The 26,634-nt window shown below is 60.3% G+C and carries 25 protein-coding genes and 1 tRNA gene; 8 read left to right on the plus strand and 18 right to left on the minus strand.

Annotation, left to right across the window (positions count from 1 at the left end; all coding sequences use genetic code 11):
- Both ACSMXM_RS04245 and ACSMXM_RS04250 read right to left on the minus strand, forming a co-directional pair.
- Positions 1–1,905, minus strand: a complete 1,905-nt coding sequence (locus tag ACSMXM_RS04245; protein ID WP_460314236.1) for a TolC family protein — start codon at positions 1,903–1,905, stop codon at positions 1–3.
- A 111-nt stretch (positions 1,906–2,016) separates the two neighbouring features.
- Positions 2,017–2,346: a PilZ domain-containing protein gene (locus ACSMXM_RS04250; protein ID WP_460314238.1), complete on the minus strand. Its 330-nt coding sequence runs from the start codon at positions 2,344–2,346 to the stop codon at positions 2,017–2,019.
- A 38-nt stretch (positions 2,347–2,384) separates the two neighbouring features.
- Between ACSMXM_RS04250 and dgcA the strand changes: the two genes are divergently transcribed.
- Positions 2,385–3,371 (plus strand): N-acetyl-D-Glu racemase DgcA, encoded by a 987-nt coding sequence (gene dgcA / locus ACSMXM_RS04255; RefSeq protein ID WP_460314240.1) that lies wholly within the window; start codon positions 2,385–2,387, stop codon positions 3,369–3,371.
- Between the two features lie 112 nt (positions 3,372–3,483).
- Here the strand turns inward: dgcA and ACSMXM_RS04260 are convergent, their stop codons facing one another.
- The 3 genes from ACSMXM_RS04260 to ACSMXM_RS04270 form a co-directional block, all read right to left on the minus strand.
- Entirely contained in the window at positions 3,484–3,981 is a 498-nt protein-coding gene (locus ACSMXM_RS04260; RefSeq protein ID WP_460314241.1) for a pyridoxamine 5'-phosphate oxidase family protein, read from the minus strand.
- Positions 3,982–4,145: 164 nt separating this feature from the next.
- Positions 4,146–5,324: an acetyl-CoA C-acyltransferase gene (locus tag ACSMXM_RS04265; protein ID WP_460314243.1), complete on the minus strand. Its 1,179-nt coding sequence runs from the start codon at positions 5,322–5,324 to the stop codon at positions 4,146–4,148.
- A gap of 79 nt (positions 5,325–5,403) precedes the next feature.
- Positions 5,404–5,853, minus strand: a complete 450-nt coding sequence (locus ACSMXM_RS04270; protein ID WP_460314245.1) for a MaoC family dehydratase — start codon at positions 5,851–5,853, stop codon at positions 5,404–5,406.
- A gap of 77 nt (positions 5,854–5,930) precedes the next feature.
- On the opposite strand from ACSMXM_RS04270, the gene ACSMXM_RS04275 reads away from it, so the two are divergent.
- The 4 genes from ACSMXM_RS04275 (at position 5,931) to ACSMXM_RS04290 (ending at position 11,204) form a co-directional block, all read left to right on the plus strand.
- Positions 5,931–8,918 carry an L-glutamate gamma-semialdehyde dehydrogenase gene (locus tag ACSMXM_RS04275; RefSeq protein WP_460314247.1) on the plus strand — a complete coding sequence of 996 codons (2,988 nt, stop codon included), beginning with the start codon at positions 5,931–5,933 and terminating at the stop codon, positions 8,916–8,918.
- 161 nt (positions 8,919–9,079) lie between these two features.
- Entirely contained in the window at positions 9,080–9,859 is a 780-nt protein-coding gene (locus tag ACSMXM_RS04280) for a TatD family hydrolase (RefSeq protein ID WP_460314249.1), read from the plus strand.
- The gene (locus ACSMXM_RS04285) at positions 9,856–10,623 is read left to right on the plus strand and encodes an MBL fold metallo-hydrolase (RefSeq protein ID WP_460314251.1); all 768 of its coding nucleotides are present in this window, start codon (positions 9,856–9,858) and stop codon (positions 10,621–10,623) included. The genes ACSMXM_RS04280 and ACSMXM_RS04285 overlap by 4 nt, the downstream gene beginning before the upstream one ends.
- Positions 10,620–11,204 (plus strand): retropepsin-like aspartic protease family protein, encoded by a 585-nt coding sequence (locus ACSMXM_RS04290; RefSeq protein ID WP_460314253.1) that lies wholly within the window; start codon positions 10,620–10,622, stop codon positions 11,202–11,204. The genes ACSMXM_RS04285 and ACSMXM_RS04290 overlap by 4 nt, the downstream gene beginning before the upstream one ends.
- 17 nt (positions 11,205–11,221) lie before the next feature.
- Here the strand turns inward: ACSMXM_RS04290 and trmFO are convergent, their stop codons facing one another.
- Positions 11,222–12,562 (minus strand): methylenetetrahydrofolate--tRNA-(uracil(54)-C(5))-methyltransferase (FADH(2)-oxidizing) TrmFO, encoded by a 1,341-nt coding sequence (trmFO, locus tag ACSMXM_RS04295; RefSeq protein ID WP_460314255.1) that lies wholly within the window; start codon positions 12,560–12,562, stop codon positions 11,222–11,224.
- A gap of 72 nt (positions 12,563–12,634) precedes the next feature.
- Between trmFO and ACSMXM_RS04300 the strand changes: the two genes are divergently transcribed.
- Positions 12,635–13,906, plus strand: a complete 1,272-nt coding sequence (locus ACSMXM_RS04300) for a glycosyltransferase (protein WP_460314257.1) — start codon at positions 12,635–12,637, stop codon at positions 13,904–13,906.
- 27 nt (positions 13,907–13,933) lie between these two features.
- Here ACSMXM_RS04300 and ACSMXM_RS04305 read toward each other — a convergent pair.
- From ACSMXM_RS04305 to glpK, 4 genes are all read right to left on the minus strand, one after another.
- Positions 13,934–14,009: transfer RNA gene (locus ACSMXM_RS04305), tRNA-Ala, on the minus strand.
- A gap of 66 nt (positions 14,010–14,075) precedes the next feature.
- Positions 14,076–14,231 carry a hypothetical protein gene (locus ACSMXM_RS04310; RefSeq protein ID WP_460314259.1) on the minus strand — a complete coding sequence of 52 codons (156 nt, stop codon included), beginning with the start codon at positions 14,229–14,231 and terminating at the stop codon, positions 14,076–14,078.
- Between the two features lie 53 nt (positions 14,232–14,284).
- Positions 14,285–14,464, minus strand: a complete 180-nt coding sequence (locus ACSMXM_RS04315) for a hypothetical protein (protein ID WP_460314261.1) — start codon at positions 14,462–14,464, stop codon at positions 14,285–14,287.
- A gap of 129 nt (positions 14,465–14,593) precedes the next feature.
- The gene (glpK, locus tag ACSMXM_RS04320; RefSeq protein WP_460314263.1) at positions 14,594–16,069 is read right to left on the minus strand and encodes a glycerol kinase GlpK; all 1,476 of its coding nucleotides are present in this window, start codon (positions 16,067–16,069) and stop codon (positions 14,594–14,596) included.
- 40 nt (positions 16,070–16,109) lie between these two features.
- Here glpK and glpD point away from each other — a divergent pair, with 40 nt between their 5' ends.
- Positions 16,110–17,615 (plus strand): glycerol-3-phosphate dehydrogenase, encoded by a 1,506-nt coding sequence (glpD, locus tag ACSMXM_RS04325; RefSeq protein ID WP_460314265.1) that lies wholly within the window; start codon positions 16,110–16,112, stop codon positions 17,613–17,615.
- Between the two features lie 44 nt (positions 17,616–17,659).
- Entirely contained in the window at positions 17,660–17,935 is a 276-nt protein-coding gene (locus ACSMXM_RS04330; RefSeq protein WP_460314266.1) for a hypothetical protein, read from the plus strand.
- Between the two features lie 84 nt (positions 17,936–18,019).
- Here ACSMXM_RS04330 and ACSMXM_RS04335 read toward each other — a convergent pair whose 3' ends face one another.
- The 8 genes from ACSMXM_RS04335 to pyrH all read right to left on the minus strand — a co-directional run bounded on the left by ACSMXM_RS04335 (position 18,020) and on the right by pyrH (position 26,612).
- Positions 18,020–18,673: an OmpH family outer membrane protein gene (locus ACSMXM_RS04335; RefSeq protein WP_460314268.1), complete on the minus strand. Its 654-nt coding sequence runs from the start codon at positions 18,671–18,673 to the stop codon at positions 18,020–18,022.
- Entirely contained in the window at positions 18,673–21,420 is a 2,748-nt protein-coding gene (gene bamA / locus ACSMXM_RS04340; protein ID WP_460314269.1) for an outer membrane protein assembly factor BamA, read from the minus strand. Before bamA ends, ACSMXM_RS04335 begins: the two co-directional genes overlap by 1 nt.
- A gap of 65 nt (positions 21,421–21,485) precedes the next feature.
- Positions 21,486–22,634, minus strand: a complete 1,149-nt coding sequence (rseP, locus tag ACSMXM_RS04345) for an RIP metalloprotease RseP (RefSeq protein ID WP_460314270.1) — start codon at positions 22,632–22,634, stop codon at positions 21,486–21,488.
- A 4-nt stretch (positions 22,635–22,638) separates the two neighbouring features.
- Positions 22,639–23,799 (minus strand): 1-deoxy-D-xylulose-5-phosphate reductoisomerase, encoded by a 1,161-nt coding sequence (gene dxr / locus ACSMXM_RS04350; RefSeq protein ID WP_460314272.1) that lies wholly within the window; start codon positions 23,797–23,799, stop codon positions 22,639–22,641.
- The gene (locus ACSMXM_RS04355) at positions 23,799–24,611 is read right to left on the minus strand and encodes a phosphatidate cytidylyltransferase (RefSeq protein ID WP_460314274.1); all 813 of its coding nucleotides are present in this window, start codon (positions 24,609–24,611) and stop codon (positions 23,799–23,801) included. The genes dxr and ACSMXM_RS04355 overlap by 1 nt, the downstream gene beginning before the upstream one ends.
- Complete coding sequence (locus ACSMXM_RS04360) at positions 24,598–25,323, minus strand: isoprenyl transferase (protein WP_460314276.1); 726 nt, start codon at positions 25,321–25,323, stop codon at positions 24,598–24,600. The genes ACSMXM_RS04355 and ACSMXM_RS04360 overlap by 14 nt, the downstream gene beginning before the upstream one ends.
- The gene (frr, locus tag ACSMXM_RS04365) at positions 25,320–25,880 is read right to left on the minus strand and encodes a ribosome recycling factor (RefSeq protein WP_460314278.1); all 561 of its coding nucleotides are present in this window, start codon (positions 25,878–25,880) and stop codon (positions 25,320–25,322) included. Before frr ends, ACSMXM_RS04360 begins: the two co-directional genes overlap by 4 nt.
- 15 nt (positions 25,881–25,895) lie before the next feature.
- Positions 25,896–26,612 carry a UMP kinase gene (gene pyrH / locus ACSMXM_RS04370; RefSeq protein ID WP_460314280.1) on the minus strand — a complete coding sequence of 239 codons (717 nt, stop codon included), beginning with the start codon at positions 26,610–26,612 and terminating at the stop codon, positions 25,896–25,898.
- Between the last annotated feature and the right edge of the window lie 22 nt (positions 26,613–26,634).

The raw sequence follows: 26,634 nt of genomic DNA on the forward strand, positions 1-26,634 counted from the left end.
TCACTCCAGATTTCCTCTTGTGTCGATGCCCAGCGCCTCGAGCAGGCGCCCGGTTCGGGCCAGCAGCACATAATGAGCGGCGTCGCGCTCGGTCAGTGCCTGCACATAGCGCCCCGCGACCGCGAAATAACTGTCTTCCGCCTGCAATACGTCAAAAAGACTGCCACGTGCGACGGCAAACCTTTCGGCCAGCACATCGCGGGTCCGGCGGCTGGCAAGATAATTGTTTTCCAGCGCCTCAAGCTCTGCCTCCAGCGCATCTACATCCGCCCAGGCGATGGCCGCCTCTCTTGCCGCCTCCTCCGCTACTGCGTCGGCGCGCGCGCGAAGTGCCGCCGCCGCCGCCTTTTGCGCATCTGCCCGCGCGAAGGTGCCGGCGAAAAACCGCTGCCGGACATTGATCGTCGCCCGGATGTCGTAATCAGTCGAGCCGTCGCGGTCGAACACGCCATAGCGCCCGCCCTCCACGCCGGCGGAAACGGATGGCAGGCGGTTGGCATCGACAGCGCGACTTTCATCATAACCCGCATCTGCCTTTTGCCGCGCCGCCTCGACCGAGGGCGATTCGCGCGCCAGAAACTGCGCCATGTCTTTCGTTATCGCAGGAACGTCGGGTGCCGGAGCGCGCTGAGTGCCCGGCGGTGGCGGCGAGCCGATCATTTCTGTGTAGCGCGCCTCCGCATTCGCAGCGAGCCGACGGTATTGCGCCAGGCTGGCGCCAGTGGTCGCGAGGGAACTTTCAACGCGGGCGAGGTCGCCCTCCGCGTTGACGCCACTTTCGATGCGGCCTGAGATCGCCTCCCGGAACTCCTGCTGATTAGCAAGAAACGCTTCCGTCAGGTCGACCAGCGCGCGATAGGCGAATACGTCGTACCAAGCCGCCACGGCGGAAAGTGCGGTGCGTTCGGCAGCCGCGTCAGTTTCCAGGGCCGCAGCGGTCAATTCGTGCTTCGCCGCCTCGATGCGCGCGGAAGTGGCGCCGAAATCCAGGATCGTCTGTTGTACGATGAACGACGCGTCGAGGCGCCCTCGCGCCCGTGCGCGTTCGACCACCGTATCGACGTCATTGCCGAAATTGCGCGTAATGCTTTGCCGACCGGCGATGCCGAGTTCGATGTCGGGAACGAGGCCCATCTGGGCCTCCCGCCGCTCGGCCCGCTCCCTGTCTACATTCGCCTCTGCTTCTGCGATGCTGGGATGGCGCGCGACGGCTGTCGCAATGACGGCCCGAAATACTTCCTGACTTTCCGTCTGCTTGGACAAGTTAAGAAGCGGGTCATTCTCGGCGGTGATCGAAAGCGGCGCGCCGGAGGGTAGCGGCAGTCGTGGCGCGCCGGCTGTTTCGTCCTGCGCCCCCGTATCGACGATGCGTTCCGACGGGCTTTGAAAATAGGCAAGCTGTACGGGCGAAGCGGTATGTTTCGCAGGACCATCCGGGTTTGATCCGGAACTGGGGGGAGACGGAGTTTGCGCTGGCGTGGTCGCAATGCCGCTCGATCCGCTCTGCACGCGCGGGAGGTTGGCAGGCCTTAGCTTCGTTAAAGCCGCAAACGCTTCCGCGCTGGTTTCGGAGAGGGAAATGAGCAGCTTCCCATCCCGGTGTTCGCTGCCACTGATCTGCATGGGTTTTATCAAATCAAGGGCGAGCCGTGCCGTGTCGGGCTTATACTGGCCGACGCGCATGGATGCGATCGCCCCTTCGCCGTTGATTTTGCGATTTTCCGTGCGGATGCCAGGCAGGTCGAGCACAAGACGAGCGGGATTATTAAGCGCGAGAAATCTTGGCTCGCCGTGCGCCCCGCGCACCGACATTGTGACCGTTCCGCCGTCTTCGGTGCGTTCAAAGGCAAGGGTTTCAATGACTGCCTGCCCCGCCGCAGGAACGGGAACAGCCAAGGTTATCATCAGAAAGATCATTGACTGGTGGCGGATCGCCATCAAACACCTCGGATAAACAGTGGGCCGCCGCCCCTTAGACGGTTAACGGCGCCGGGACCAATGCCTAGGGCGGACAGGTTAAGGAAGCGTTTTGCCTAGCAGGCGCGACAGCCAGTGCCTGGCAGACGGCAAGCCGCGCGTTTCCGCTACCATTGCCTCGGAGTCGATGAATCGAAGGCCGACCATATCCCCTTCACGCCAGACCAGCCGAGCGGGACGACTTCCCATACGTACACTTTTGAAGGTCAGCACGCCATCCCCGGAAATTTCAGCACTGAGCTGAACTCTCGCACCAGTCATCGTGACATCCAGCACACGAACGTTCAGGGTCTTCCCATCGACGTCCAGTGCAGCAAGATGATCGGTGTCGGCGCGGACCTGGCGGCGCGGGTCTTGGTCCTTCGTCATGGTTCGCATATGCCGCAGCGAACTGTATGAGACAAATTATGCCACAGCCTGTTCTTAGCGTCCGTATCGAGCGGTTCCCCACCGAAGGAGCCTTCACCATATCGAGGGGGGCGAAAACCCATGTCGATGTGGTGGTGGCGGAGATATCGGTCGGCGATGTGCGGGGACGCGGCGAATCTACGCCCATCTACTACCGGGGCGAGACGGCGGAAGGTGTTGCCGCCGAGTTGTTTCGCATGGCCGCTGCGGTCGGTGGCTCCATCTCTCGTGAAGACCTGCTCACGGAAATGTCGGCGGGGGCAGCGCGAAACGCGCTCGATGCGGTGCTGTGGGATCTGGAATCAAAATTGACGGGTACGCGGGTCTGGCAACGCCTCGGTCTGCCGCGTCCCTCCCCAATGTTGACGGCCTATACGATCAGCGTCGGTGAGCCGGAAGTGATGGAGGCGGCGGCCCGCAAGGCGGCCAATCGGGAGTTGCTGAAGGTCAAGCTGGCGGGCGAGGGAGACGAAGATCGTATCGCCGCCGTGCGCCGCGCCGCACCCCATGCCCGCATTATCGCCGATGCGAACGAGGCGTGGGGCGACATAGACATACCGCGTATGGTGGCATCATTGTCCCCGCTCAGGGTGGAACTGATCGAGCAGCCCCTGCCGGCTGGGCGAGAGGCCGATATGGAAGCCCTGGGCGGAGATATCCCGTTTTGCGCCGATGAGAGTGCCCACGATCTGGCGACGTTGGACGACTGCCTGGGGCGCTTCGATTTCATCAATATCAAGTTGGACAAGGCCGGTGGCCTGACAGAGGCCATGCGGATGATTGAAGCGGCCAAGGCCGCCGGTGTGGGGATCATGACGGGCTGCATGCTGTCGACTTCGCTGGGGATCGCCCCGGCTTTTTTCGCCGCCATGAAGGGCCAGTTTGCCGATTTGGATGGGCCGCTGCTGTTGGCCCGGGACAGGGAACATCCTCTCACGTTCGAAAATTCGGACGTTCACCCGCCCGCGCCGGAATTGTGGGGCTGAATTGGGCGTCTTGGGACAGGTTTGGGATTTCAGCCCGTCAGGCTGATGACCGGCGGGTCGTAGAAAAAAATCTGCGGAGAGGCTGGTCTGCACCAGCCTCTCCGAACTGACATCAGGCTGCGAAGCGGGTTTCGCGCTGATGCTTGCGTCCTTGTTCGTGGGCGCTCTTGTTGAAGATGGCGCTCGCCATTTCCTTCATGAACGATCCGGTGCCGGCTTCCCAGAATTCAGCGCGGCCGAGATCCATGCGGATCAGTGTCACTTGAGGATCGTCACGTCCTTCTTCGAACCAGGCAGCGACCATAGGCGACCAGAATTTGTCGATCTTTGCTTCGTCATTGTCGATCGTAAGAAGACCGTGAACGCTTGCGAAGAAATCATGCCCCTTCGATGAAAAGCTGACTACGGCGTCACGCTCGCCAGCCTGCGCGGCCTTGACGAAGCCATTTTGGCTGGAGGTGAAGAAATAGAGGTCGTTTGGAAAATCATCGTCGAACTGAGCAGTCATTGGCTGGCTGTGCGAATGATCATTGCCACTGATGGCCAGCATTACGAAGGGACTGTCGTCCAGATGCTTCCAGAATTTTTTCTTGAAATCGTCGTCGGTCATATGTGCTTCCTCTCGTAAATCCAGTGCTTTTCCAGACGAGAAGGCAACGAGAGACCCGGCGTCAATGTTCCGCATAAAGCTGGACGAAACGCCGCAGGACGGGACGCACCCGTGGAAGCGCGCTGGTCCGGGGATTGGGAACACCCCGGACCAGCGCGTACCGGTTACAGAACCTCGAACAGGCCGGCAGCACCCATGCCGCCGCCGACACACATGGTGACACAGACATATTTGGCGCCGCGCCGCTTCCCTTCGATCAGCGCGTGACCAGTCATCCGAGCGCCAGACATGCCATACGGGTGGCCGATCGAAATGGCGCCGCCATTCACGTTCAGCAACTCGTTCGGAATCCCCAGCTTGTCGCGGCAATAGAGCACCTGCACCGCGAAGGCCTCATTCAACTCCCAAAGGCCGATATCGTCCATCTTGATGCCGGTCTGCTTAAGCAGTTTCGGTATCGCGAAAACAGGCCCGATGCCCATTTCGTCTGGCTCCAGTCCGGTGACCGCCATGCCGACATACCGGCCCAGCGGAGAGAGGCCGCGTCTCTCCGCCTCCTTGGCCTCCATCAGAACGGAGGCGCTGGCCCCGTCGGAAAGCTGCGACGCGTTCCCGGCCGTAATAACCTTGTCCGGCCCCATTACGGGCTTCAGACCCTGCAGACCCTCCAGCGTTGTCTCGGGCCGGTTTCCTTCATCCTTGTCCAGCGTAACCTCGTGCTCGCTGACGTCACCCGTCTCCTTGTTCTTCATCAGCATTGTGCGGGTAAGGGGAACGATCTCGTCATCAAACTTGCCGGCTTCCTGAGCGGCGGCGGTTCGTTGCTGCGACTGCAGGCCATATTCGTCCTGCGCCTCGCGGGAGATGCCGTAACGTTCCGCAACGACTTCCGCCGTTTGCAACATTGGCATATATATGTCGGGGTGCATCTCGACGAGTTCGGGGTCGGCGCCGACGCGCATCTCTGGCGTCTGGACCATGGAAATGGATTCCACGCCGCCGCCAATTGCAATGGTCATATTGTCGACCATGATTTGCTTCGCTGCAGTGGCGATGGCCATCAGGCCGGACGCGCACTGACGATCCAGCGACATGCCGGAAACGCTAACAGGCAGTCCTGCGCGAAGCAGTGAATTGCGGGCTACATTGGTGGCCTGAACGCCCTGCTGCATGGCGGCGCCGATGATGACGTCATCAATCTCGGCACCCTCAATGCCGGCGCGCTTCACTGCATGTTCGATTGCGTGGCCAGCGAGCGTTGGCGATGGTGTATTGTTGAATGCCCCGCGATACGCGCGGCCAATAGGCGTCCGGGCGGTGGATACGATAACGGCTTCCCGCATTTAAGTTTTTTCCTTTCGGTATTCTTTCGTCCTGATTTTTGCAGGACGCATTTAATTTCGGTTGTTTATCCAGATCCGGTCAGGTGTAGACCAGGTTGATCCACTCGGCCTTCAGGGCGGGTTTGGTCTCACCCTCTATCTCTACCGTGACGTCATAGGTTGTCTGTATAATGCCGCGGGCGCGCTCGCGGACCTCTGCCATTACATAGCGGCCGCGCACGCGCTTGCCGCTTTTTACCGGTGTCAGGAAACGGACCTGGTTCAGGCCGTAATTGACGCCCATCTTGGCGCCCTCAACCATCGGCATGACGCCAATGCCCATTCCGGCAATCATGGAAAGAGAGAGAAATCCGTGTGCTATGGTTTGGCCAAAGGGTGTCTCTGCGGCCGCCTGCGGATCGACGTGGATGAACTGGTCATCCTCAGTAGCCTCGGCAAATCGATCGATCCGGTCCTGGGTTACCTCAAACCAGTCGGAAATACCCACTTCATTCCCGGTTAGCCCTAGAAATTCCTCTTTTGACATCATTCTTGGCGCCACATGGCACTCCTTGCATTGATTTGAGTTCTAGCTTCTCTATGCCTTCCCTCATGAATATGCACCCTATGACAGACATGAGCCCCGACCCCTTCCTTCAGGAGATGCGCCGACTGCACCGTGCGCCCGAACCTGAGGTTCTTTCCGAACTTGTTGATTCTGCGCGACTTACACGAGCGGAGCGTAGTCGCGTCGAGGGACGTGCCTTCGGCCTGCTCGCGGACCTGAAAGCCGCGGAACGCGACAGCTGGGTCGCGAAATTCCTTCACGAATATCGACTTAACACCGATGAGGGGATCGCCTTACTCGCGCTTGCCGAGGCATTCCTGCGGGTACCGGACGATTCGACGCGCGACCTGCTGATTGCCGACAAGCTGGGCGATGCGAACTGGAACACACATAAGGGAGCAAGCGACTCTCCCCTTGTAAACAGCGCCACTTGGGGCCTCGTTGTGACCCGCACCCTGGTAGGCGACAGTGCCAAGAAAACGGCGCTTTCCCGTCTGATCGGTCGAACGTCCGAACCTTTCGTCCGCAGTGCCGTGGCCGCCGCGATGAAGATAATGGGCCAGGTGTTCGTGATGGGCCGGAGCATAGACGAGGCACTCGTCCGCATGGACAAGCCAGAGCATCGTGGCTTCACCGCCAGCTTTGACATGCTGGGCGAAGCCGCCCGAACAGAGGCCGACGCCGAACGCTATTTCGAAGCCTATGGCAAGGCAATCGACCGTCTGGGCGCCAGGCAGGGCGCGGATCGTCACTCCATTTCGGTCAAGCTGTCGGCGCTGCATCCGCGATATGAAACGGCGAAAGCGGAAACCTGCGTCCCTGCCCTTTCCGAAATGCTGCGTGCATTATGCGTTCGCGCAGCGAAGGCGGGCGTGGGCCTCGCCGTTGATGCCGAAGAATCCGAACGCCTGAAAATATCCTTGGATATCATCGCCGAAACGGCCCGGGCGCCTGAACTGAAGGGCTGGGACAAATTGGGCATGGCCGTCCAAGCCTATGCCAAACGCGCACGCACGATTGTCGGCTGGGCCGAGGCGCTGGGCGCCGAGACGTCGCGGATCATTGCGGTGCGTCTGGTAAAGGGCGCCTATTGGGACACAGAGATAAAGCATACGCAGCAACAGGGCCTCGAGGACTATCCGCTCTTTACCCGCAAGCCTTCGACGGATGTATCCTACCTTGCCTGCGCGCGTGATATGCTGGATTCCCCCCATATCGAGCCTGCCTTCGCCAGTCACAACGCGCTGACCGTCGCCACCATTTTGGAATGGGCGGGCGACCGCCGCGACTTCGAGTTCCAGCGTCTGCACGGAATGGGCGATGGGCTGTATAACAATTTGGTGCGGGATGAGGGCTATAAATGCCGCATTTACGCCCCCGTGGGCGGCCACAGTGACCTGCTCGCCTATCTGGTTCGGCGCCTCCTTGAAAACGGTGCGAACTCCAGTTTTGTGCACCAATTGGCCGACGAAAGCGTCAGTCCGGAGGATCTTCTGGCCGATCCGGTTCGGAAAGTCGAAAATGTAGATCTTAGCCGGCACCCTTCCATTCCGCTGCCAAAAGACGTCTTCGAGCCTGCGCGTTCGAATTCCATCGGTATCGATCTGGAGGACAGCCTGATCCTTCGTGAGACCGAAGCGGCAATCCGTGAATATAAAATGCCCTCCGCGCCTGCCGAAATCTCAGCAGCCGAGGTGGAGAGCATGATTGCGAAGGCGCAGGCGGTTGCCGGCGAGTGGTCGCGGACGGATGTCGAAAAACGCGCGATTGCGCTGGAGCGCCTTGCCGACCGGATGCAGGAAGAGATGATGCCACTGATCGCACTGTGCGTTCACGAGGCAAAGAAGACCTATGGCGACTCCGTTGACGAGGTTCGCGAGGCGATCGATTTCTGTCGCTATTACGCCCGCCGCGCGCGCGAGGACTTCGCGACAATCGAGCTGCCCAGCGTGACGGGGGAAACGAACGAACTGACTCTGGAGGGGCGCGGCGTCTTTGGCTGCATCGCGCCGTGGAATTTCCCGCTGGCCATCTTTACAGGCCAGATGGTGGCGGCCCTCGTTGCCGGGAATACCGTCATCGCCAAGCCCGCGCCGCAAACGCCCCGCATTGCGAAGCGCGCCGTCGAACTGGCGCATGAATGTGGCATTCCAAAAGACGTGCTGCACTTCGCCTGCGGTGGTGCAGAGCCGGGTCAGGCACTCGTCAGCGACCGCCGGGTAACGGGCATCGCCTTTACCGGCTCGACCGCCACAGCGAAGGGTATCCAGCGGACGATAGCCGAGGATGACGAGCGCCCTATCGTGCCCCTGATCGCGGAAACGGGGGGCTTGAATGCGATGATCGTCGATTCGACCGCACTGCCGGAACAGGTTGTTTCCGACGTCGTGACGAGCGCCTTCATGTCGGCCGGGCAACGCTGCTCCGCGCTGCGTTTGCTGGTGCTGCAAGAGGAGGTCTACGACCGTACGATCAAAATGCTGATGGGCGCCATGGATCTGCTGCAGGTTGGCAATCCGCTGGACCCCAGAACCGATATCGGACCCGTGATCGACGCCGATGCGCAGGAACGGCTGGAAGCCTATCGTCAGTCCGTTCGGGCGCAGTGGGTCCACACGATCCCGGTCCCGGACGACGACACCTATGTCGCGCCTACCATCATTCGCGTTGAAAGCCCCGAGGATCTCGGGCGCGAGTGGTTTGGCCCTCTTCTGCATGTCACGACGTGGAAAGCCGGTCGTCTCGCGCATACCGTTGAGCGGATAAATGCGCGCGGCTATGGCCTGACCATGGGCCTGCACAGCCGAATTGTGGACGCGTCGGAGGAGGTGGCTACCCTGGCGCGGGTGGGCAATCTCTATGTGAACCGGTCGATGATTGGCGCCGTCGTGGGATCGCAGCCTTTCGGCGGGGAGCGCATGTCCGGAACGGGGCCGAAGGCAGGCGGGCCGCATTATCTGCCCCGCTTTGCGGTCGAACGCACCGTTACCGTGGATACCACCAGCGCAGGCGGTAATGCGAGCCTGCTATCCATCGACGCAACCTGACGTAGCAGGGGTCGATCCCGGCTCCTGCCGCGCGGCATAAGGACGAGGGTATTTCATCCCCCTTGAGTTCGATAGGCTGCATCACGACCTAGTCATCGCGCCGCGCTCTTCTGCCTGCGGGTTTCGTGTGGCGCGGATGCAGCTGAAAGAGGACAGATTTCATGGCCGTCGATAGCCACTGCCACCTGAATTACGAAGGCGTCGTGGAACGGCAGGCCGAGGTCATCGAAAATGCCCGCAACGCCGGCGTCACCGCGATGCTCGGCATCTCTACCCGCGCCTCCGAATGGGATGAGGTCGTGGCACTGGCGGAGCGGGAGCCAGATGTGTGGGCCTCGGTCGGAATTCACCCGCACGAGGCCGACAGTCATGAGGAGATTTCCACCGCCCGGCTTGTCGAGCGCGCCGCCCATGAACGGGTCATCGGAATTGGCGAGACGGGTCTCGACTTCTACTATGACAAATCGGATCGCGAACGGCAGCGCGGCAGCTTTCGCCGTCACATCGCCGCATCGCGAGAGACGCAGCTACCGCTGATCGTGCACACGCGCGATGCTGAGGAAGACACGCTGAATATCCTGCGCGAGGAAATGGCGGTTGGCCCCTTCCCCGGCGTCATTCATTGTTTTACGGCCAGCGAGGCGTTCGGCTATGCCGCGCTGGATCTTGGTTTCTATATTTCCCTGTCGGGCATCGTCACTTTCAAGAATGCGGCCGACCTTGCGCAAACCGCGGCAAAACTGCCATCCGATCGCATATTGATCGAAACCGACAGTCCGTTTCTCGCGCCGGTTCCAAAGCGCGGAAAGCCATGTGAGCCTGCATTTGTAATGCACACCGCCGCGTTCCTGGCTGAAAAGCGCGGTGTCTCGATTGCGGATCTTGACGAGCAGACCACCGACAATTTCTACAGGTTGTTTACAAAGGCCGCCCCCGCATGAAGATCACGATGCTGGGGAGCGGCACCTCCTCCGGTGTCCCCAGAATTGGCAATGACTGGGGCGCCTGCGATCCGGCAGAACCCCGTAATCGCCGCCGCCGCGTATCGATCCTCGTCCAGACTGACGAGGCCAATATATTGGTGGATACCGGTCCCGATTTCCGGGAACAGATGCTGGACGCGAACATCCGCCACCTCGATGCGGTGTTGATTACACACAGCCATGCCGATCATACTCATGGTATCGACGACCTTCGTCAGTTCTTTCATCTGATGGGGCGGCCAGTGGAATGCTACGCTGCGCCGGGCACCTGGGACCACCTCTACGATCGTTTCAAATATGTCTTTGAGGGGAGGGAGGGGTATGAACCCACCGCCAGGGCCAACAGCTTTGGCCCGGGAAGCCTGACGATCGGCGATATACAAATCACGGCCTTTCCGCAGGTTCACGGCTATATCACCTCTTGGGGATTCTGTTTTGAACGGGAGGGGGAGCGTGTCTGCTATTCCACCGATTTCAACGAGATAACCGAGGAAGGTCGAAGTCGGGTCAGAGGCTGCGATCTGTGGATCGTCGATAGCCTGCGTCGCCGGCCGCATCCCACCCATGCCCATCTCGACCGCACGCTCGGATGGATAAAGGAGCTGGGCGTAAAGCGCGCCGTCCTTACCCACATGGACAATAGCATGGACTACCGCACCCTTTGCGCCGAACTGCCGGCCGGAGTGGAACCTGGATACGACATGCTGCGGATCGACCTGTGAACAGCGAATGGCAGACGATGAATTTCGTCTATCTGGCAGGATTTCTGATATTTATCCTCCTTGCGTTCATTCCCCGTCTAAAGAGCGTAGGCTTCTCAAAAAGTGTCCAGATGGCGCTGGTTTGGGTATTGATTTTCGGTGGCCTGCTCCTCCTGGTGGGCGAATGGCCGCGCATTCGCGCGGCGCTCGACCCCTCGCAGCCAAGGATGGAGGGGGTCGAGATGCGGGTCCGCGCCGCTAATGACGGGCATTTCTACATTCGGGGACAGGTTAACGGCGCGCCGACAAGCTTTCTGGTCGATACAGGCGCGAGCGATATCGTGCTCAGCCCCGAAACGGCAGAGCGCGCCGGACTACCTGCGGAATCGCTGAACTTCGACGGTGTCGCCATGACCGCCAACGGCCCCGTCCGCATCGCCGCCGCCCGCCTCGATAGCTTGCAGATCGGCCCGGTCAGCCGGTCCGGCGTAGTGGTGTCGGTTAATGAGGGCGCTTTGGACCAGGACCTTCTCGGAATGTCCTTTCTGAACCGGCTTTCCGGCTGGCGCGTAGAGCGCGGCGAACTGATACTCACCCCTTAACGCCTGCTGACGACTTATCAGGCAGGGGCGGCGGCAATCCACGCGTTCATGTCTTCCAGCGCGCGCCGGGCATAGCCGGCCTTCCGCTCCTTCTTACCGTGCGCATAATCCAGCATGGGGAAGAGACCGAAATTAACGTTCATCGGCTGGAATGTATCTGCCTCCGCGCCGCCGGTGATGTGCGAAAGCAGCGCGCCGTGGGCGGTCGTGACGGGCGGCGTCTGCGGCGTTTCCCCCTTTGCCTCTGCCGCCGCATAGCGTGCCGCCATCAGGCCAATCGCAGCGCTTTCGATATAGCCTTCGCAGCCGGTAATCTGACCGGCGAAACGGATGTTCGGCCGCGCCTTCAGACGCAGGGTCTCGTCCAGCAGCACAGGGCTTTTGATGAAGGTGTTGCGATGCAGACCGCCCAGGCGCGCAAATTCCGCCTGCTCCAGTCCCGGGATCGTCCGAAACACCCTCACCTGCTCGCCATGCTTCATCTTGGTCTGAAAGCCGACGATGTTCCACAAGGTGCCGAGCGCATTGTCCTGCCGCAGTTGAATCACTGCGTGCGCACGTTTTCCGGTAGCGGGATTGGTCAGCCCGACCGGCTTCATGGGCCCAAAACGCAGAGTCTCACGACCGCGTGACGCCATCACCTCAATCGGCATGCAGCCTTCGAAATAGGGGGTAGAAGCCTCCCATTCCTTGAACTCCGTCTTTTCTGCCGCCAGCAAGGCATCGATAAACGCCTCATATTGGTCGCGATCCAGCGGACAATTTATATAATCCCTGCCATCGCCCCCCTCCGACGCCTTATCCCAGCGCGACTGGAACCAGGCGGTCTCCATATCGATGGAATCGAAATGGACGATGGGCGCGAGTGCGTCGAAAAACGCCAGCTGATCCTGTCCCGTCAGGGTCGCAATATCCTCCGCCAGCGCCGCGTGAGTCAGCGGACCGGTCGCGACGATCCATTGTCCATCGTCTGCGCCCGGCAGGCGGTCCACGATCTCTCGCCTGATTTCCACCAGCGGCTCCGCCTCCAGCGCAGCCGTCACGCCTGCCGAAAAAATATCGCGATCTACCGCCAGAGCGGACCCGGCCGGCACGCGCGCGGCGTCCGCTTCTCGCATGATCAGCGATCCCAGGCGGCGCATCTCCTCATGCAGGACGCCGACCGCATTGGCGGTCGCATCGTCGCTGCGGAAGCTGTTGGAACAGACGAGTTCTGCTAGGCCGTCAGTTGCATGGGCGTCGGTTCGTGCCACCCCGCGCATTTCGTGCAGGATGACGGGGACGCCGGCCTGCGCCAATTGCCAGGCAGCCTCGGAACCGGCCATCCCGCCGCCGATGATGTGTACGGATTGTGTCATGTGCAGACAGATATGCAGGCGCCGGGCCAGCGTCCACCTTGTCTGTTAAGGTGCGCCCGCTAACAGGGGCACATGCGTATCCTGATCATATCCGGAATGTTCCCCCCCAACGCGCCGACAGCCACGGTCCGTGCGCCCAAATTCGCTCGCTATCTGACAGAACGGAACCATGATGTCCGTGTGCTGGCCGCGCAGAATTTGCAATTTCCTGCCGCCGTCGATCCGGAAATCCCCCGCGACAGAATTACCCATGTGCCCTATGTACGTTTCGGCAAGTCGGCGCCCCTGACCGAGGCAGACCAAAGACGCCCGGCCCCGTCCGGTAAGGCGCGAGCCTCGCAGGGTTCACCGTCACTTCTGACGCGGCTCAAGCAGAGCTGGTGGCGGCTGCGGCAATTGCCCGACGCCCACCGCCCATGGGTAGAACCCGCCATTGCGGCTGGCCTGAAGCTGATAGAGGAATGGCGGCCCGACATTCTGTTTTCCACCGGACCGCCCGACAGCTCCCACATGGTTGCCGCAGCGCTGAGTGAAAAGACAGGCGTTCCCTTCGTTGCGGAGCTTCGCGACCTGTGGGCGGACAATCTTTATGCCGACAGCCGCCCTTTCGTAGAATGGGTGGAAATGCGGCTGGAGCGCAGGGTGCTGTCAAAGGCATCTGCGATCGTTGCCGTTACCGAAGGTGCGGTGGAACGCCTGTCCGCGCGCTATGGCGTTCCGGTCGTGCAGGCGGCGAACGGATATGACCCTGCTGACTTTACTGGATTGGAGACCGTGTCGCCGCTGGATCCCAAGGCGCTGACGATTGTCCATGCCGGGTCCACCTATGGCGGTCGCCGTTCGCCACGCCCCCTGTTCGCAGCACTGGGGACGATGGGCGCGGCGGCGAATGATATACGCGTATGCCTTTACGGGGAAGACGCAGAAATCGGCCTCGAAATGGCGCAGGAGGAAGGGGTGGCGCATCTCGTAGAGACGCACCCGCCTATCCCCCGCGCCGAAGTTCTGCGGATCGAACGTGCTGCCGACATTCTGCTCCTGCTTCGTTTCGACACCGAAGGAGAGAAGCACGTCGTCGCCGGGAAACTATATGAATATGCCGGCGCCCGTCGGCCCATCCTCTGCCATGGCCAGTTGGAAGGTGAGGCAGCCGATGTGATCCGGCGGAATAAATTAGGCCTCGTTTCTAACGATCCCGCAGAAATAGCCGCGTGGCTGTCGGAAAAGACCCAGCAACGTAAGGCAGGCAGGCTCCCTGACCTGCCTGATGGTCCCGCACTCGCCCTGACGCGCAGCGAACAATTTGCGAAGGTGGAAAGATTACTGAACGACGTCGTCGGTTAAAACATGGTCGGACGATGCGGTGGGGTCTGGTGGAGCTGAAGGGATTCGAACCCTCGACCTCTGCCTTGCGAAGGCAGCGCTCTCCCAACTGAGCTACAGCCCCCCGAAGTTTTGCGGGACTCCAGACCGGCGCGCGCTATAGGAAAGCAACGCGGTTTGGGCAAGCGCCTTACTCCGGCGCATTGGTGGGCTGCTCTTTCTTCTCTGGCTTCCCGGTCACGGCCAGATCCTCGTTCAATTGCTCGTCGGCAATCAATTCCCCCTTGTTCTTGATCGTCTTGGCCAAACTCTTGGGGTCCATTCCGTCTTGAGCGGGCGTTTTCATTTCAGTCCTTTCGGCGCTACCTCCTTCGACAACGGAGGACGCCCGAAAAAGTTCTAAAGCGGCGCGGTAAGCAGCCAGATGTTCACCACCGTCACGGCCGCGACGGCAATCATCAACAGCCCCTTCGTTCGTTCCGTTCGGGGACGGCGGAGGACGATAAAAATTCCCGCTGCTGCCAATATTACGGCGAACACCACCGCCAGTGACAAGGCAATCTGAACCACGCTTCCCATTCGATCCCCTCTTATAATTCATTGAACAAAGCCGTGCCGGTCATGCCGAAAACGGCCCGCTTGAAACCCGCATCATGCACATCAGGGACGGGTTAGTACGGCGATCACGACAGCAGCCACCGCTTCCGATCAGAGCCCTGCCTGCACTTGGGCAACCGCCTTTTTCCACGATGCGCGGCGCTCATCGCGGGTCGCTTGCGACCCTTGGGGGGCAAACCGGCGTTCAACGTGGCGCATATTCGCAACCGCATCTTCCAGCGAGGCAAACAAGCCCGAACCCACCCCTGCCAACATCGCGGCACCCAGCGCAGTCGTCTCAATAATCTCTGGCCGTTCCACCTCGATATTCAGCGTATCAGCGAGATCCTGGCATAGCCAATCGTTCCGCACCATGCCGCCGTCGATTTTCAGAATGCTTGGGGCTATTCCGTCGGCTGCCATAGCGTCCAGAACGTCCGCCGTCTGGTTTGCCATTGCCTCCAGACAGGCGCGCACGATGTGGGCCTTTTTTATGCCACCTGTCAGCCCCGAAATGACGCCCCGCGCCTCTGGCTCCCAATATGGCGCACCGAGACCGGCGAAGGCAGGTACGAAGACGACTCCGTCGCAATCCGGCACGGAACGCGCCAGGGATTCAGTTTCGGCAGCGCTCTCGATCAGGCCCAGACTGTCACGCAGCCATTGAACCGCACTGCCGGCGACAAAGATGCTTCCTTCAAGGACGTAGACCGTCTGATCGCGCAGCTTCCAAGCGAGCGTGGACAGCAATTTATGATTCGAGATTGTGGGCTGCGACCCCGCATTGGCGATCAGAAACGCTCCTGTCCCATAGGTGGCCTTCACTTCCCCGGCCACAAGACACCCCTGCCCGACCGCCGCGGCATGCTGATCACCCGCCGCGCCGGTTATGGGCACCATCAGATCGCCAAGGCGTGCCTCGCCCAGAAGGCCAGCACAATGGCCGATACTTGGCAACAAATCCTCGGGCACACCGAGCAGACTGCACAATTCGGGCGACCAGGATGCTTTCGTCAGGTCCATCAGCAAGGTACGCGACGCATTCGTGGCGTCGGTTTCAAATATGTCGCCGGCCGAAAGACGATAGCGCAGATAGGTATCGACCGTTCCAACACACAGACTGCCCGCATTGGCCGCCGCACGCACCTCTGGCCAATTATCCAGCGCCCATGATATCTTTGTGCCGGTAAAATATGGGTCCAGCAACAGGCCGGTCCGCGCCTGAATCTTAGGCTCATGCCCTGCCTTTTTCAGCTCGGCGCACAGGGTGGCCGTGCGCCTGTCCTGCCATACAATGGCGGGGGCCAGCGGCCGCCCGGAGCGGCGGTCCCAGAACACGACCGTTTCACGCTGGTTCGTGATGCCGATGCAATGGATGTTCTCAACGCCGATGCTGGTCGTAACGGCCTCTATACATGCCTTGGTGGCCGTCCAGATCTGTTCGGCATCATGTTCAACCCAGCCCGGACGGGGGAAACTTTGCTTCAGCGGTTGCGCAGCCTCCGCCGCGATGCGCCCATCCGAGGTAAACACGACCGCCCGCGTCGATGTCGTACCTTCATCTATAACAAGAATATGTTCACCCATATCGCTTCCCTAGCGCGCAGCGGGCGTTAAGGAAAACGGCATGCCCCCCACTCCCGACAAGACTTTTCGCGACACGTGCGACCTCCTCGTGATCGGGGGTGGCATCAATGGCTGCGGCATCGCCCGTGATGCGGCGGGACGCGACCTGAATGTCGTACTTGTAGAAGCAGGCGATATTGGCGGCGGCACGTCCTCCGCATCGACGAAGCTGATCCATGGCGGCCTTCGCTATTTGGAATTCTACGAATTCAAGCTGGTCAGGAAGGCGCTGGCAGAGCGGGAGGTTCTGTTGAACCTGGCGCCGCATATCAGTTGGCCCCTGCCCTTCGTCCTGCCGCTGTCGGAGGATACGCGGCCCGGCTGGCTCATTCGTATTGGCCTATGGCTTTATGATCGTCTGGCCAAGCGAACCTCCATCCCGAATTCCAGCAAGATCGACCTTAGGCGTGATCGTGCCGGTTTTGTCGTCGCGCCCAAGTACAAGCATGCCTTTCGATATTGGGACGGGTGGGTCGATGATAGCCGCCTGTGCATCCTGAACGCCCAGGACGCGCTGGCACGGGGCGCCGAAATCGTCACGCGCGACGGAGTTGAGAGCGCCTTTCCGTCGGACGATGGGTGGCTGGTCGTGCTGCAATCAGGACGGGAGCTATACGCGCGCAAGATCGTGAATTGCACTGGCCCTTGGGCAGAACAAGTCGCGCAAGATGTGCTGGGCGTTGAGGATGCGCCGCGGTTGAACCTCGTTCAGGGGGCGCACATCGTCGTGCCGCGCATCGGCCGACAGGAAGACGCGCTTATGCTGCAACAGCCAGACGGGCGCGTGGTTTTCGTTCTGCCATATCATGACCGTTATAGCCTGATCGGTACCACGGAAACGGCGATTGCCAGTCCCGACGAATCAGCGACCACGGATAGCGAGGTCGATTATCTGCTGGACGCGGCGAACCGCTATATATCCCGCCCGATTGCTCATGACGACATCATCGCCGCGTTCGCCGGCGTGCGCCCGCTGGTTCTGGAGGAGGGCAAGGACGCGCGCGAAACCAGCCGCGAATGGCTGTTGCACGACCATGCCGGAACTGAGGCTCTGACGGTGATCGGTGGCAAGTTGACGACATATCGCTTGCTGGCGGAGGCGGTACTGAAAAAATTATATCCCGAAACGAGGCCATGGACGGCGACGACGCGCCTGCCCGGGGGGGACATTCCGGTAGTCCGGGGAAAATCGGCGCGGGACGCCTTTCTGATCTGGCGAGCCACACTTGTGGAGCGCTTTGCAGATTACGATCCCGACATCGTGGTGCGACTGGCCAATGTCTACGGAACACGCGCGGTGTTGATGCTGGAACAGGGGCTTGGCCGCAACCTGGGCGGGATTTTTGAGACCGAACTGGATTACCTTAGCGCGGAGGAATGGGCGACAAACGCGGAGGATGTTTTGTGGCGCCGCACGAAATTGGGCCTGAGCGTGGAAATGGCCACCGTCACCAATATTGAAAGCTGGTTCGCGAAAAGCTTCGGCGCATCATATACGTCGCCTTAAGCCTTTAAGTTCTACTATTCCCCGTTGACCACGGGAGACCAAAGATGGACAGCTTGCCGTCCAGGATTAGCGAGAGTGCAACTGCCTGCGACTATGCGGTAGAAACCGTGATTGGGTTTCTGGACGCGCTGAATGACGCCATGACGCTGGCCAGGCCGGGAACGGATGCGTCGAGATTTGCATCCGACCTGAGGCGGCTGGGCGATGGTGCAGGTTTTGTCGCTCGGGAAATCGAAGCGATCATGCATGGCGCGGCGCAGGCCGCCTCCATTAAGGAAGCCAGCCCAGAACCTCTAAGAAAGCGCGCCTTCCCGTCGTGATCGCCCGCGGCGTCGGCCGGGCAGAAAAGGCGCCAGCTTCTTCATCGCCAATACGCTGAAGAAGCTGGCACCCCGAATTGAGACTTACTGAGCGGGCGGCTGGGCAGCGGCCGGGGCCTGCTGCTGCGGTCGTGCTGCGCGCATGGTATCACCGGGTTCCCAGTCTGCCGGAGGCTGCACGGTAACGCTTTGGATACGGCGGTTAAGTTCGGCGACAACCTCGTCGGTCAGGTTCGCATCGCCGCCCGGCGCCATTGCCACGACAGCTTCCGGACGCAGCACCAGGTCAACATTCTTCGCCGTCATTGCGGCGCGAACGGCCTCGTCCAGATGAACCTCGATCTGTTCGGTTGCATAGGAATTTGCGAGCGCGATCGGCTGCTGAAGTTGCTGCTGTTCCTGCTGCGCGCGCGCCTGCAGCTGTTGTAAAGCCATTGCCGACGGCCGGACGCTTTCATCCGTGGCGTTCGGCTGCGAGCGGGCGTTTTCGAAATTTGTCCTCGCCGTCGTCAATTCCGCCTGCAGCGCCTGAACCCGCGTTTCGAGGTTTGATATTTGCGACGCATAGGTCGTGCGAATGGCGGTCTGCGCATTCTGGAATGCGGTCGTGCCCTGGATCGCGCCTTCCGGGCTAATGATGGCAACGGCCTGTGCTTGCGCTAGGGCCGGAAAGGCCGGAGCAGTCAATACCGCCATGGAGAAAGCGGTGCCGGAAAGAAGAGCTTTGAATTTGGTCATCAGAAAGACGTCCCTACATTGAATTGGAAGACTTGGGTGTCATCACCCGGCTCCTTTACCAGAGCCTTTGCGATATCGAACCTGAACGGTCCGAATGGTGAATTCCAGGATGCACCGATACCCACGGAAACACGCGGCTTGGCGCTGTCGCCAAAAAATTCCTCGCGGAACACAGGCACGTCGGTCGTCAGCGTGTCGTCCTCATCATCGGGGTTGGTGAATGTCTGCTCCTGTGTGAAGATTGGCGTGATATCATTCACCGGATCGAAGTCGACATCGAACAGGGCGCCAGCATCTACAAAGATTGACGGGCGGATGCCCAGTTCCGCAACGCCTTCGCCAAGCGGGATCTGCAATTCCGCGCGCGCCAGATAATAGGCCTGGCCGCCGATGGCGTCATCCTGCCGGGCATTACCTTCCTGCCCCAATTCGACGAAGTCGTCCTCCCCGTCGAAATCGATGTCGCCAATGTTGACGGCATTCGGTCCGTCTTCGGTGCCTGTGACATAGCGTGTGCGGATAACGCGGGGGCCAACGCCCCGAATGTCAAAGCCGCGCATCCTTGGTTCGCCGAGGAAATAGCGGTCGTTGATGCGGATATCATCGCCACCGAAGCCGCGAATATAGCCGCCCTCGACCCCGACTCCGAGTACAAAGTTCGTGCGGCCAAAGCGGAAATATTTGTCCGCGTCCAAGCCTGTACGGATATATTTCACACCGCCAAGGCCGGCGACGTCCTGACTGAAGACGACGCGCTGCCCGCGAGTGGGGCGAATCCGGTTGTCGGTATTGTCGAAGGCGATGCTGTAGCCCAGCGCCGACGTCGTTCGCTTGCCGATGGCATCGCACAGGAACCGTCCCGCTCTAAGCGGGTCACACACTGGCTCCAGAGGGCCCGAGGCACCATCCGGGTCTGTGAAGAATGCCCCTTCGTCCAGAAAGATGTCGTCTAGCTGCAAATTGTATCGCAGCGATGCGGACCAGAATTCCGTAATCGGGAAGCCGGTGCGAAGCTGGAAACCGGTCGAAACCTGCTCGTACGTGGTGTCGCGATTGCCACTGCCGTCGAAGCGGAAATTGTTGAAATCGCGGCGGAAGACGTCGAAACCAAGCGCAAGGTTCCGGTTGAACAAATAAGGCTCGGTAAAGCCGACGTCCACGGACCGTGAATAGCTGGACAGGTTCGCCGATGCGCGCAATTCCTGCCCCAGACCTCGGAAATTTCGCTGACGGATCGACGCCGAAACCAGAAAGCGTTCAAGCGAGGAAAAGCCCGCAGACAATTGCAGCTCGCCGGTCGCCTGTTCCTGTGCGTTAACCTCCAATATTACCTTGTCCGGACCGGAACCGGGCTTCTGCTCGATTTCCAGCCCTTCCTGGAAGAAGCCGAGGCTCTGGATACGCGCCTGGCTGCGCTGCACCTTAAAGGTGTTGAAGGCGTCACCTTCGAGAAGACGGAACTCTCTGCGAACGACCTTGTCACGGGTGATGACGTTGCCGTTAATGTCTACGCGCTCAACGTAAACGCGCGGTGCTTCGCGCACGACGAAGGTCACATCCATGGTCAACGATTCGCGATTACGCACGAACTGAGGCTGAACATCAGCAAAGGCATAGCCAAGCAGGCCGGCAGTTTCCTGCAATACGGTAATCGTGTCTTCGATCCGTTTGGCGTTGTAATCATCGCCTTGCTGAATCGAAATCAGGTTACGGAAATTTTCTTCATCGATATCACGAATTTCGGATTCGAGTGCCACCTCACCGAAATTATACTTCTGCCCCTCTTCGATGACATAGGTTAGGACGAAATCCTCATTGTCCGGCGTCAGTTCCGCAACAGAGGACGCGACACGGAAATCGGCGTAACCCTCAGTCAGGTAGAACTGCCGCAGCACCTGCTGATCATAGGCCGAGCGGTCAGGATCATATGTATCGTTGGAGGTAAACAGGCGATACCATTTCGCTTCGCGTGTCGCGATTTCGCCACGCAGCTTGCCATCGCTGAATTCGGTATTGCCGAGAAAATTGATACGGCGGACCTTCGATTTCGGTCCTTCCTGAATCTCGAACACGACATCGACGCGGTTCTGATCCAGTGGCACGATCAATGGCTCGACGGAGGCAGCGAAGCGGCCCTGGCGACGATAAAGTTCGACGATACGCGCAACGTCGCTCCGCGCCTTGGCGCGGGTAAAAATCTGGCGCGGCGCGAGGCGGATTTCAGGAGAGATCTTGTCTTCCTTGACCCGCTCGTTTCCTTCCAGAACGATGCGGTTCACGACCGGGTTTTCCTGGACCTGAACGACCAGATTTCCCGTGTCGGATCCAAGGATGATAACGTCCGCGAACAGGTCTGTGGCGTATAGCGCCTTCAGTGCCTCATCCAGCCGATTGCGATCATACGCTTCGCCAGCCGAAAGACCGACATAGGATGCAACGGTTTCCGCCTCCAGTCGTTCATTGCCCCGTACCGTAATAGAGCGGACACGCCCCGCATTGTTGGGGTCGGTGGCTGTAACGCTGGCTTCGGGATCCGCCTCGGCTGCGGATGTTTCCGGTGACACTGGAGCGGCCGCGTCGGATGTTGGCACTGCCTCTTCCGCCGCTTCCGCGTCGAGAGGATTCACTGCCTCGGTCTCTTGAAGTGGCGCGTCCTGTGCAAAAACAGCTGCCGGGGTCAGAAGCGTCGTGCTGCCCAAAAGCAGCCCCGTCACCAGACGCTGGCGCGCCGCGGAAAAAGCTGACATCTAACCCCTTACCCTTATCATTTTGCGTTCTACGCATGCCGTACGCTGCGTCACCCGCCGCAAGTCTAACCTATTAGTGAGAGGGCATGACGCCAGAGCCCGAAAGAAGCAAGGTCGTTGAATGTCACCACCACCATGAACGAGACCACCAGTGCAAAGCCGCCCATGAACGCCCATTGTTGCGCACGTTCCGGCAGCGGCTTTCCGCCCCTGATGCCTTCGGCTGCATAAAGCGCAAGATGGCCGCCGTCGAGCATTGGAATGGGCAGCAGGTTGATGAAACCCAGGTTGATGGAAATAAGCGCCATAAAGCTGATGAACGCTTCTGGCCCCAAGCTGCCGATCTGCCCCGACATCTGACCAATTTTCAGCGGTCCGCCAAGTTCTGTGACAGACCGTTCTCCCATGATCAGATGGCCAATCAGGTCGAACATGGAACGGACCGTCCGCACTGTTTGCATCGTGCCGATCTGCACGCTTTCGAACAGACCGACTTCGCGAACTTCGGGTGTGGTCGCCGAGTAGACACCCAATTGCCCGACCTTGCCGCGATTGCCGAAGCGGTCGACCATCTCGACGACCTTGGGTGTCAGAACGACGTCGACAGGACGACCGGCCCGCTGGACCACCAGGTCCATGGGAGCGCCGGGGTTCATGCGCACCTCCTGCACCAGCGTTTCCCACTCTGAGATTGAACGACCGTCTATTTCCACGATCCTGTCATCGGGAAGAAGGCCTGCCTCCGCCGCCGCACTTTCCTCCACGACGCCGCCGACGACTGGCGGCACGGTCGAGTGGCCCATGGTAAAGGCAAACCCGGCAAAGATCAGAATGGCGAACAGGAAATTGATCATCGGGCCAGCAAGCACGATCAGGGCGCGTTGCCACAGAGGCTTGAACGCAAAATACTGATCCCGCTCCGTCGCCGGAATGTGGTCGAGGCCCTCCGACCCGGCGCCGGCGGCATTCGCATCGCCCGCGAACTTCACATAGCCGCCAAGCGGCAGCCAACCGAGTGCCCACACCGTCCCCCGTCGGTCCGTCCAGCCAGCCACCTGCTTGCCGAAACCAATGGAAAAGCTGTCAACCTTCGTACCGAACAAGCGGCCCATCAGGTAATGACCCATTTCGTGCACGAACACGAGCGGGCCGATCATCAACACGAACATGATGATGGTAAACAGAAACCCTGGCTGCTCGAAACCGGTCTGCACTCTCTTACCTCCGCTGCCGTGCCGACACGGCGTCCCCGGCCAGTACCCGCGCAGCGCTGTCCGCTTGCTGAACGTCTTCCAGAGTCGCGGCGGCGGCGCCGCTCATGCGGCCCATCACCTCTTCGTTGATGGCGCAGATGTCCAGGAAGCCGATGCGCTTCTTCAAAAAGGCCTCGACAGCGACTTCGTTTGCGGCATTCAAGGCGATGGGGGCACCGCCATCCATCTCCAGCGCTTCTCGGGCCAGACGGAGCGCTGGAAAGCGCTGCGGGTCAGGCGCCTCGAAATCGAGCCGGCCCGCAGATACCAGGTCCAGACGCTCGACCGGGGTGGATATGCGTTCTGGATAGGCGAGCGCATAGGCGATCGGCGTTTTCATGTCTGGCGATCCGAGCTGCGCCAAGACGGAACCGTCTATATATTCCACGAAACTGTGGACGATCGATTGCGGATGAACGACGACGTCGATCTGGTCCGGGCCGACCGGGAACAGCCGCGCCGCTTCGATCATCTCTAGACCCTTGTTCATTAAGGTCGCACTGTCGACGCTGATCTTGGCGCCCATTGACCAGACCGGATGTGCAATGGCTTGGTCCTGCGTCATCGTGCGCATCTGTTCGCAGGAAAGCGTACGGAACGGTCCCCCGCTCGCAGTCAGAATGATGCGCGCGACGCTTTCGGGTGCATCGAAATCGAAGACTTGGAAAATCGCATTATGTTCGCTGTCGACCGGCAGCAGTCGCGCGCCGGACGCTTGCGCCGCAGCCGTTACGAGAGGCCCTGCGCAAACGAGTGTTTCCTTGTTCGCAATCGCGATGATACCGCCCTGCTCCACTGCGCGCAAAGTGGGAAGAAGCCCTGCCGCCCCCACGATGGCTGCGAGCGTGACGTCGGCAGAGCGCATCGCCGCCTCCTCCAGCGCCGCTGCGCCTGCGGCACATTCTATACCGGTACCGGATAAGGCATCTTTCAGCTCCGCATAGGCGCTGTCGGCGGCAACGACCGCCATATGCGCGCCGCAGGCCTTTGCCTGCCGGGCAAGTAGTTGCGCGTTGGAATTCGCCGTCAGAGCCTCGACCGACCAGCGATCCGGCTCGTGCGCGATCAGTTCCAGTGCGGAAACGCCGACCGATCCGGTGGCGCCAAAGATGGAGACGCTGCGCATCAGTTGCCCAGCAGCCAGACCGCACCCGCGACCACCACCGACACAGGCACCAATCCGTCCAGCCTGTCCATCACACCGCCATGGCCGGGTAGCAGATGACCGCTGTCCTTGACCCCGGCCTGGCGCTTCAAGTGGCTCTCATAAAAGTCGCCAGCCTGAGCGATCACTGCGAGACCCGCCCCGAGAAGTGCGGCCTGCACCGCATCGAAGGGGAGAGAAAACAGATGATCGACCAGAGCGCCGATGGCGCCGGCGGCAACCATGCCGCCCGCCAATCCGGCCCAGGTCTTCGACGGGCTGATGGACGGTGCGATCTTTGGGCCACCAATTGTACGCCCGCTGAAATAGGCGCCGATGTCGGTCGCCCAAACCACCGCCAACGTCCACACAATCAGGCCAAATCCACTCTCCTGGAATCTCAGCCAAATTAGCGATATGACGGGAATTCCTGCATAAAGAACGCCCAACGCCGCTCGTCTGTCGCTGAACAGATACCATAAGGCCGCAACAGCAAGTACCACGAAGCCGAACGTCGTCATTGCCTCGTCACCCAGCACGACTGCTGCCGCAATACCGACGAAGCCTACCATCCGCGCATTCCCGCGCGTGGTTCCCACCATGCGGGTCCATTCCCGAAAGATCAGCATGGCGGCGACGCCCATCAGGAAGTTGAAAAACAAGCCCCCCTGCCAGCCGCCGAACAGCGCGATCGCGATCAGCAGTGCGCCGACGATCGCACGCGGCAACAAATCCTTGTAACGAACCTTCAGTCGCTGACGTCGCGTGTCCTGCTGCATATCAAAGGCCACCATAGCGGCGCTCGCGGGCGGCGAAGGTCTCGCACGCCTTTGCCAGCTCTTCCGCGCCGAAGTCGGGCCAAAGGGTCGACGTGAATACGAATTCGGCATAGGCCGACTGCCACATCAGGAAGTTGGACAGGCGCTCTTCGCCCGAAGTACGCACGATCAGGTCGGGCGCCGGCAGGCCCGCCGTGTCAAGCCGCGCCTCTATCGCTTCTTCGGTGACCTCATCGTCAGAAAGGCCATCGGCAAGGCACGCACGCGCGGCACGTACAAGTTCATCGCGACTACCGTAGTTGAGGGCCAATACCAGCGTCAGCCCCTCATTATTCCGCGTTCGATCTATTGCGCCATCGATCAGCTTTACCAGATCGGCGGGAAGCAAGCGCCATTGTCCAATGACCCGGATGCGCACGTCTTTCGCATCCAGTTCGGCGATTTCCGCATGAAGATAGGTTTTGAGCAGGCCGAAGAGGAAGCCAACCTCCTCTTGGGGCCGCTTCCAGTTTTCCGAGGAAAAGGCATAAAGCGTCAGAACATCGATACCGAGGTCCGGCGCAGCGCGAACGACCGCGCGCACCGACTCCATGCCCGCCTTGTGGCCCGCCATGCGAGGCAGGCGGCGCGCCTTAGCCCAGCGGCCATTGCCATCCATGATGATGGCCACGTGCCGTGGCACACTGGCAGCACTACCCGCTAGATCGCTGGCGGGCGCTACGGTCACTGGCTCATAATTTCCTTTTCTTTCGACGCCATGACCGTGTCGACTTCGGCGATCTTGGCATCGGTCAGCTTCTGCACCTCTGCTTCGCCCTTCTTCTGCTCGTCCTGGCTAATATCGCCCTTCTTTTCGGCAGATTTGAGCGATTCCATACCGTCGCGACGCACGTTGCGGACGGCGATTTTCGCTTTCTCACCATATTGCGAGCAAAGCTTCACCAGTTCCTTGCGACGATCCTCCGTCATGTCCGGCAGCGGCAGACGGATATTCTGGCCGTCAGTCACGGGGTTCAGTCCCAGGCCCGCAGCGCGGATTGCCTTTTCCACCGGCTGCAGATTGGACTTGTCCCAGACATTCACCGCCAGCATGCGCGCATCCGGCGCAGTAACCGTCGCGACCTGGTTCAGAGGCATTTTTGCGCCGTAAACCTCAACGACGACAGGATCGAGCAGTGCCGTATTGGCGCGACCAGTCCGCAGACCACCCAGATCGCCCTTCAGGCTTTCCAGGGCGCCTTCCATGCGGCGTTCGATATCGGCTTTGTCATATCCGGCGGACATAGGTCTATCCTTCGATCAATTGCTGACTGTTGTGGAAACGCCGTTGCCGGCAAGAACGCGGGCCAGATTGCCCCGTTCGCGAATGTTGAAGACGACGATCGGGATATTGTTGTCGCGGCACAAGGCCACCGCGGAGGCATCCATGACTTTCAGATTGTCGCTGAGAACCCGATCATAGCTGAGCGTATCGTAGCGGGTCGCGTCATCGTCCTTCTTTGGATCTGCGGTATAAACGCCGTCTACACTCGTCCCCTTGAACAGTGCGTCGCATTCCATTTCTGCAGCACGCAGCGCCGCGGCGGTGTCGGTCGTGAAATACGGATTGCCGGTTCCGGCGGCGAACATGACGATCCGGCCCTTTGACATATGCCGGGCGGCTTTGCGGCGGATATAAGGTTCGCAAACGCTTGCCATTGGAATGGCGGATTGGACGCGCGTATCAACGCCCTGCTGCTCAAGGGCGTTCTGCACCGCCAACGCGTTCATGACGGTCGCGAGCATGCCCATATAATCGGCATTGGCCCGGTCGAATCCCTGTTCGGCAGCCGCCAGGCCACGAAAAATATTTCCGCCCCCCACTACCAGGCAAAGTTCGAATCCCGCCTCGCGTGCCAGTCGAATCTCAGAGGCAATGGCAGAAACGGTTTCGCTGTCGATCCCAAACTGACCGTCGCCCATCAGCGCTTCGCCGCTGAGCTTCAGAAGAATACGCTTATACGGTCGGGACGGCATTTGGCCGGATTGCTCCTCTGAA

It is taken from the genome of Pacificimonas sp. ICDLI1SI03, assembly GCF_054740865.1.

Bases quoted from the DNA above. Each gene is read 5' to 3' on its own strand.
- ACSMXM_RS04315 (WP_460314261.1), bottom strand. From the start codon at position 14,464: ATGGGAAGCGTGGTTCAGATTGCCTTGTCACTGGCGGTGGTGTTCGCC.
- ACSMXM_RS04285 (WP_460314251.1), top strand. From the start codon at position 9,856: ATGAAGATCACGATGCTGGGGAGCGGCACCTCCTCCGGTGTCCCCAGA.
- trmFO (WP_460314255.1), bottom strand. From the start codon at position 12,562: ATGACACAATCCGTACACATCATCGGCGGCGGGATGGCCGGTTCCGAG.
- ACSMXM_RS04245 (WP_460314236.1), bottom strand. From the start codon at position 1,905: ATGATAACCTTGGCTGTTCCCGTTCCTGCGGCGGGGCAGGCAGTCATT.
- ACSMXM_RS04330 (WP_460314266.1), top strand. From the start codon at position 17,660: ATGGACAGCTTGCCGTCCAGGATTAGCGAGAGTGCAACTGCCTGCGAC.
- ACSMXM_RS04265 (WP_460314243.1), bottom strand. From the start codon at position 5,324: ATGCGGGAAGCCGTTATCGTATCCACCGCCCGGACGCCTATTGGCCGC.
- ACSMXM_RS04310 (WP_460314259.1), bottom strand. From the start codon at position 14,231: ATGAAAACGCCCGCTCAAGACGGAATGGACCCCAAGAGTTTGGCCAAG.
- glpD (WP_460314265.1), top strand. From the start codon at position 16,110: ATGCCCCCCACTCCCGACAAGACTTTTCGCGACACGTGCGACCTCCTC.
- ACSMXM_RS04355 (WP_460314274.1), bottom strand. From the start codon at position 24,611: ATGGTGGCCTTTGATATGCAGCAGGACACGCGACGTCAGCGACTGAAG.
- bamA (WP_460314269.1), bottom strand. From the start codon at position 21,420: ATGTCAGCTTTTTCCGCGGCGCGCCAGCGTCTGGTGACGGGGCTGCTT.
- frr (WP_460314278.1), bottom strand. From the start codon at position 25,880: ATGTCCGCCGGATATGACAAAGCCGATATCGAACGCCGCATGGAAGGC.
- ACSMXM_RS04260 (WP_460314241.1), bottom strand. From the start codon at position 3,981: ATGACCGACGACGATTTCAAGAAAAAATTCTGGAAGCATCTGGACGAC.
- glpK (WP_460314263.1), bottom strand. From the start codon at position 16,069: ATGGGTGAACATATTCTTGTTATAGATGAAGGTACGACATCGACGCGG.
- ACSMXM_RS04335 (WP_460314268.1), bottom strand. From the start codon at position 18,673: ATGACCAAATTCAAAGCTCTTCTTTCCGGCACCGCTTTCTCCATGGCG.
- dgcA (WP_460314240.1), top strand. From the start codon at position 2,385: ATGCCACAGCCTGTTCTTAGCGTCCGTATCGAGCGGTTCCCCACCGAA.
- ACSMXM_RS04270 (WP_460314245.1), bottom strand. From the start codon at position 5,853: ATGATGTCAAAAGAGGAATTTCTAGGGCTAACCGGGAATGAAGTGGGT.
- pyrH (WP_460314280.1), bottom strand. From the start codon at position 26,612: ATGCCGTCCCGACCGTATAAGCGTATTCTTCTGAAGCTCAGCGGCGAA.
- dxr (WP_460314272.1), bottom strand. From the start codon at position 23,799: ATGCGCAGCGTCTCCATCTTTGGCGCCACCGGATCGGTCGGCGTTTCC.
- ACSMXM_RS04300 (WP_460314257.1), top strand. From the start codon at position 12,635: ATGCGTATCCTGATCATATCCGGAATGTTCCCCCCCAACGCGCCGACA.
- ACSMXM_RS04280 (WP_460314249.1), top strand. From the start codon at position 9,080: ATGGCCGTCGATAGCCACTGCCACCTGAATTACGAAGGCGTCGTGGAA.
- ACSMXM_RS04275 (WP_460314247.1), top strand. From the start codon at position 5,931: ATGACAGACATGAGCCCCGACCCCTTCCTTCAGGAGATGCGCCGACTG.
- ACSMXM_RS04250 (WP_460314238.1), bottom strand. From the start codon at position 2,346: ATGACGAAGGACCAAGACCCGCGCCGCCAGGTCCGCGCCGACACCGAT.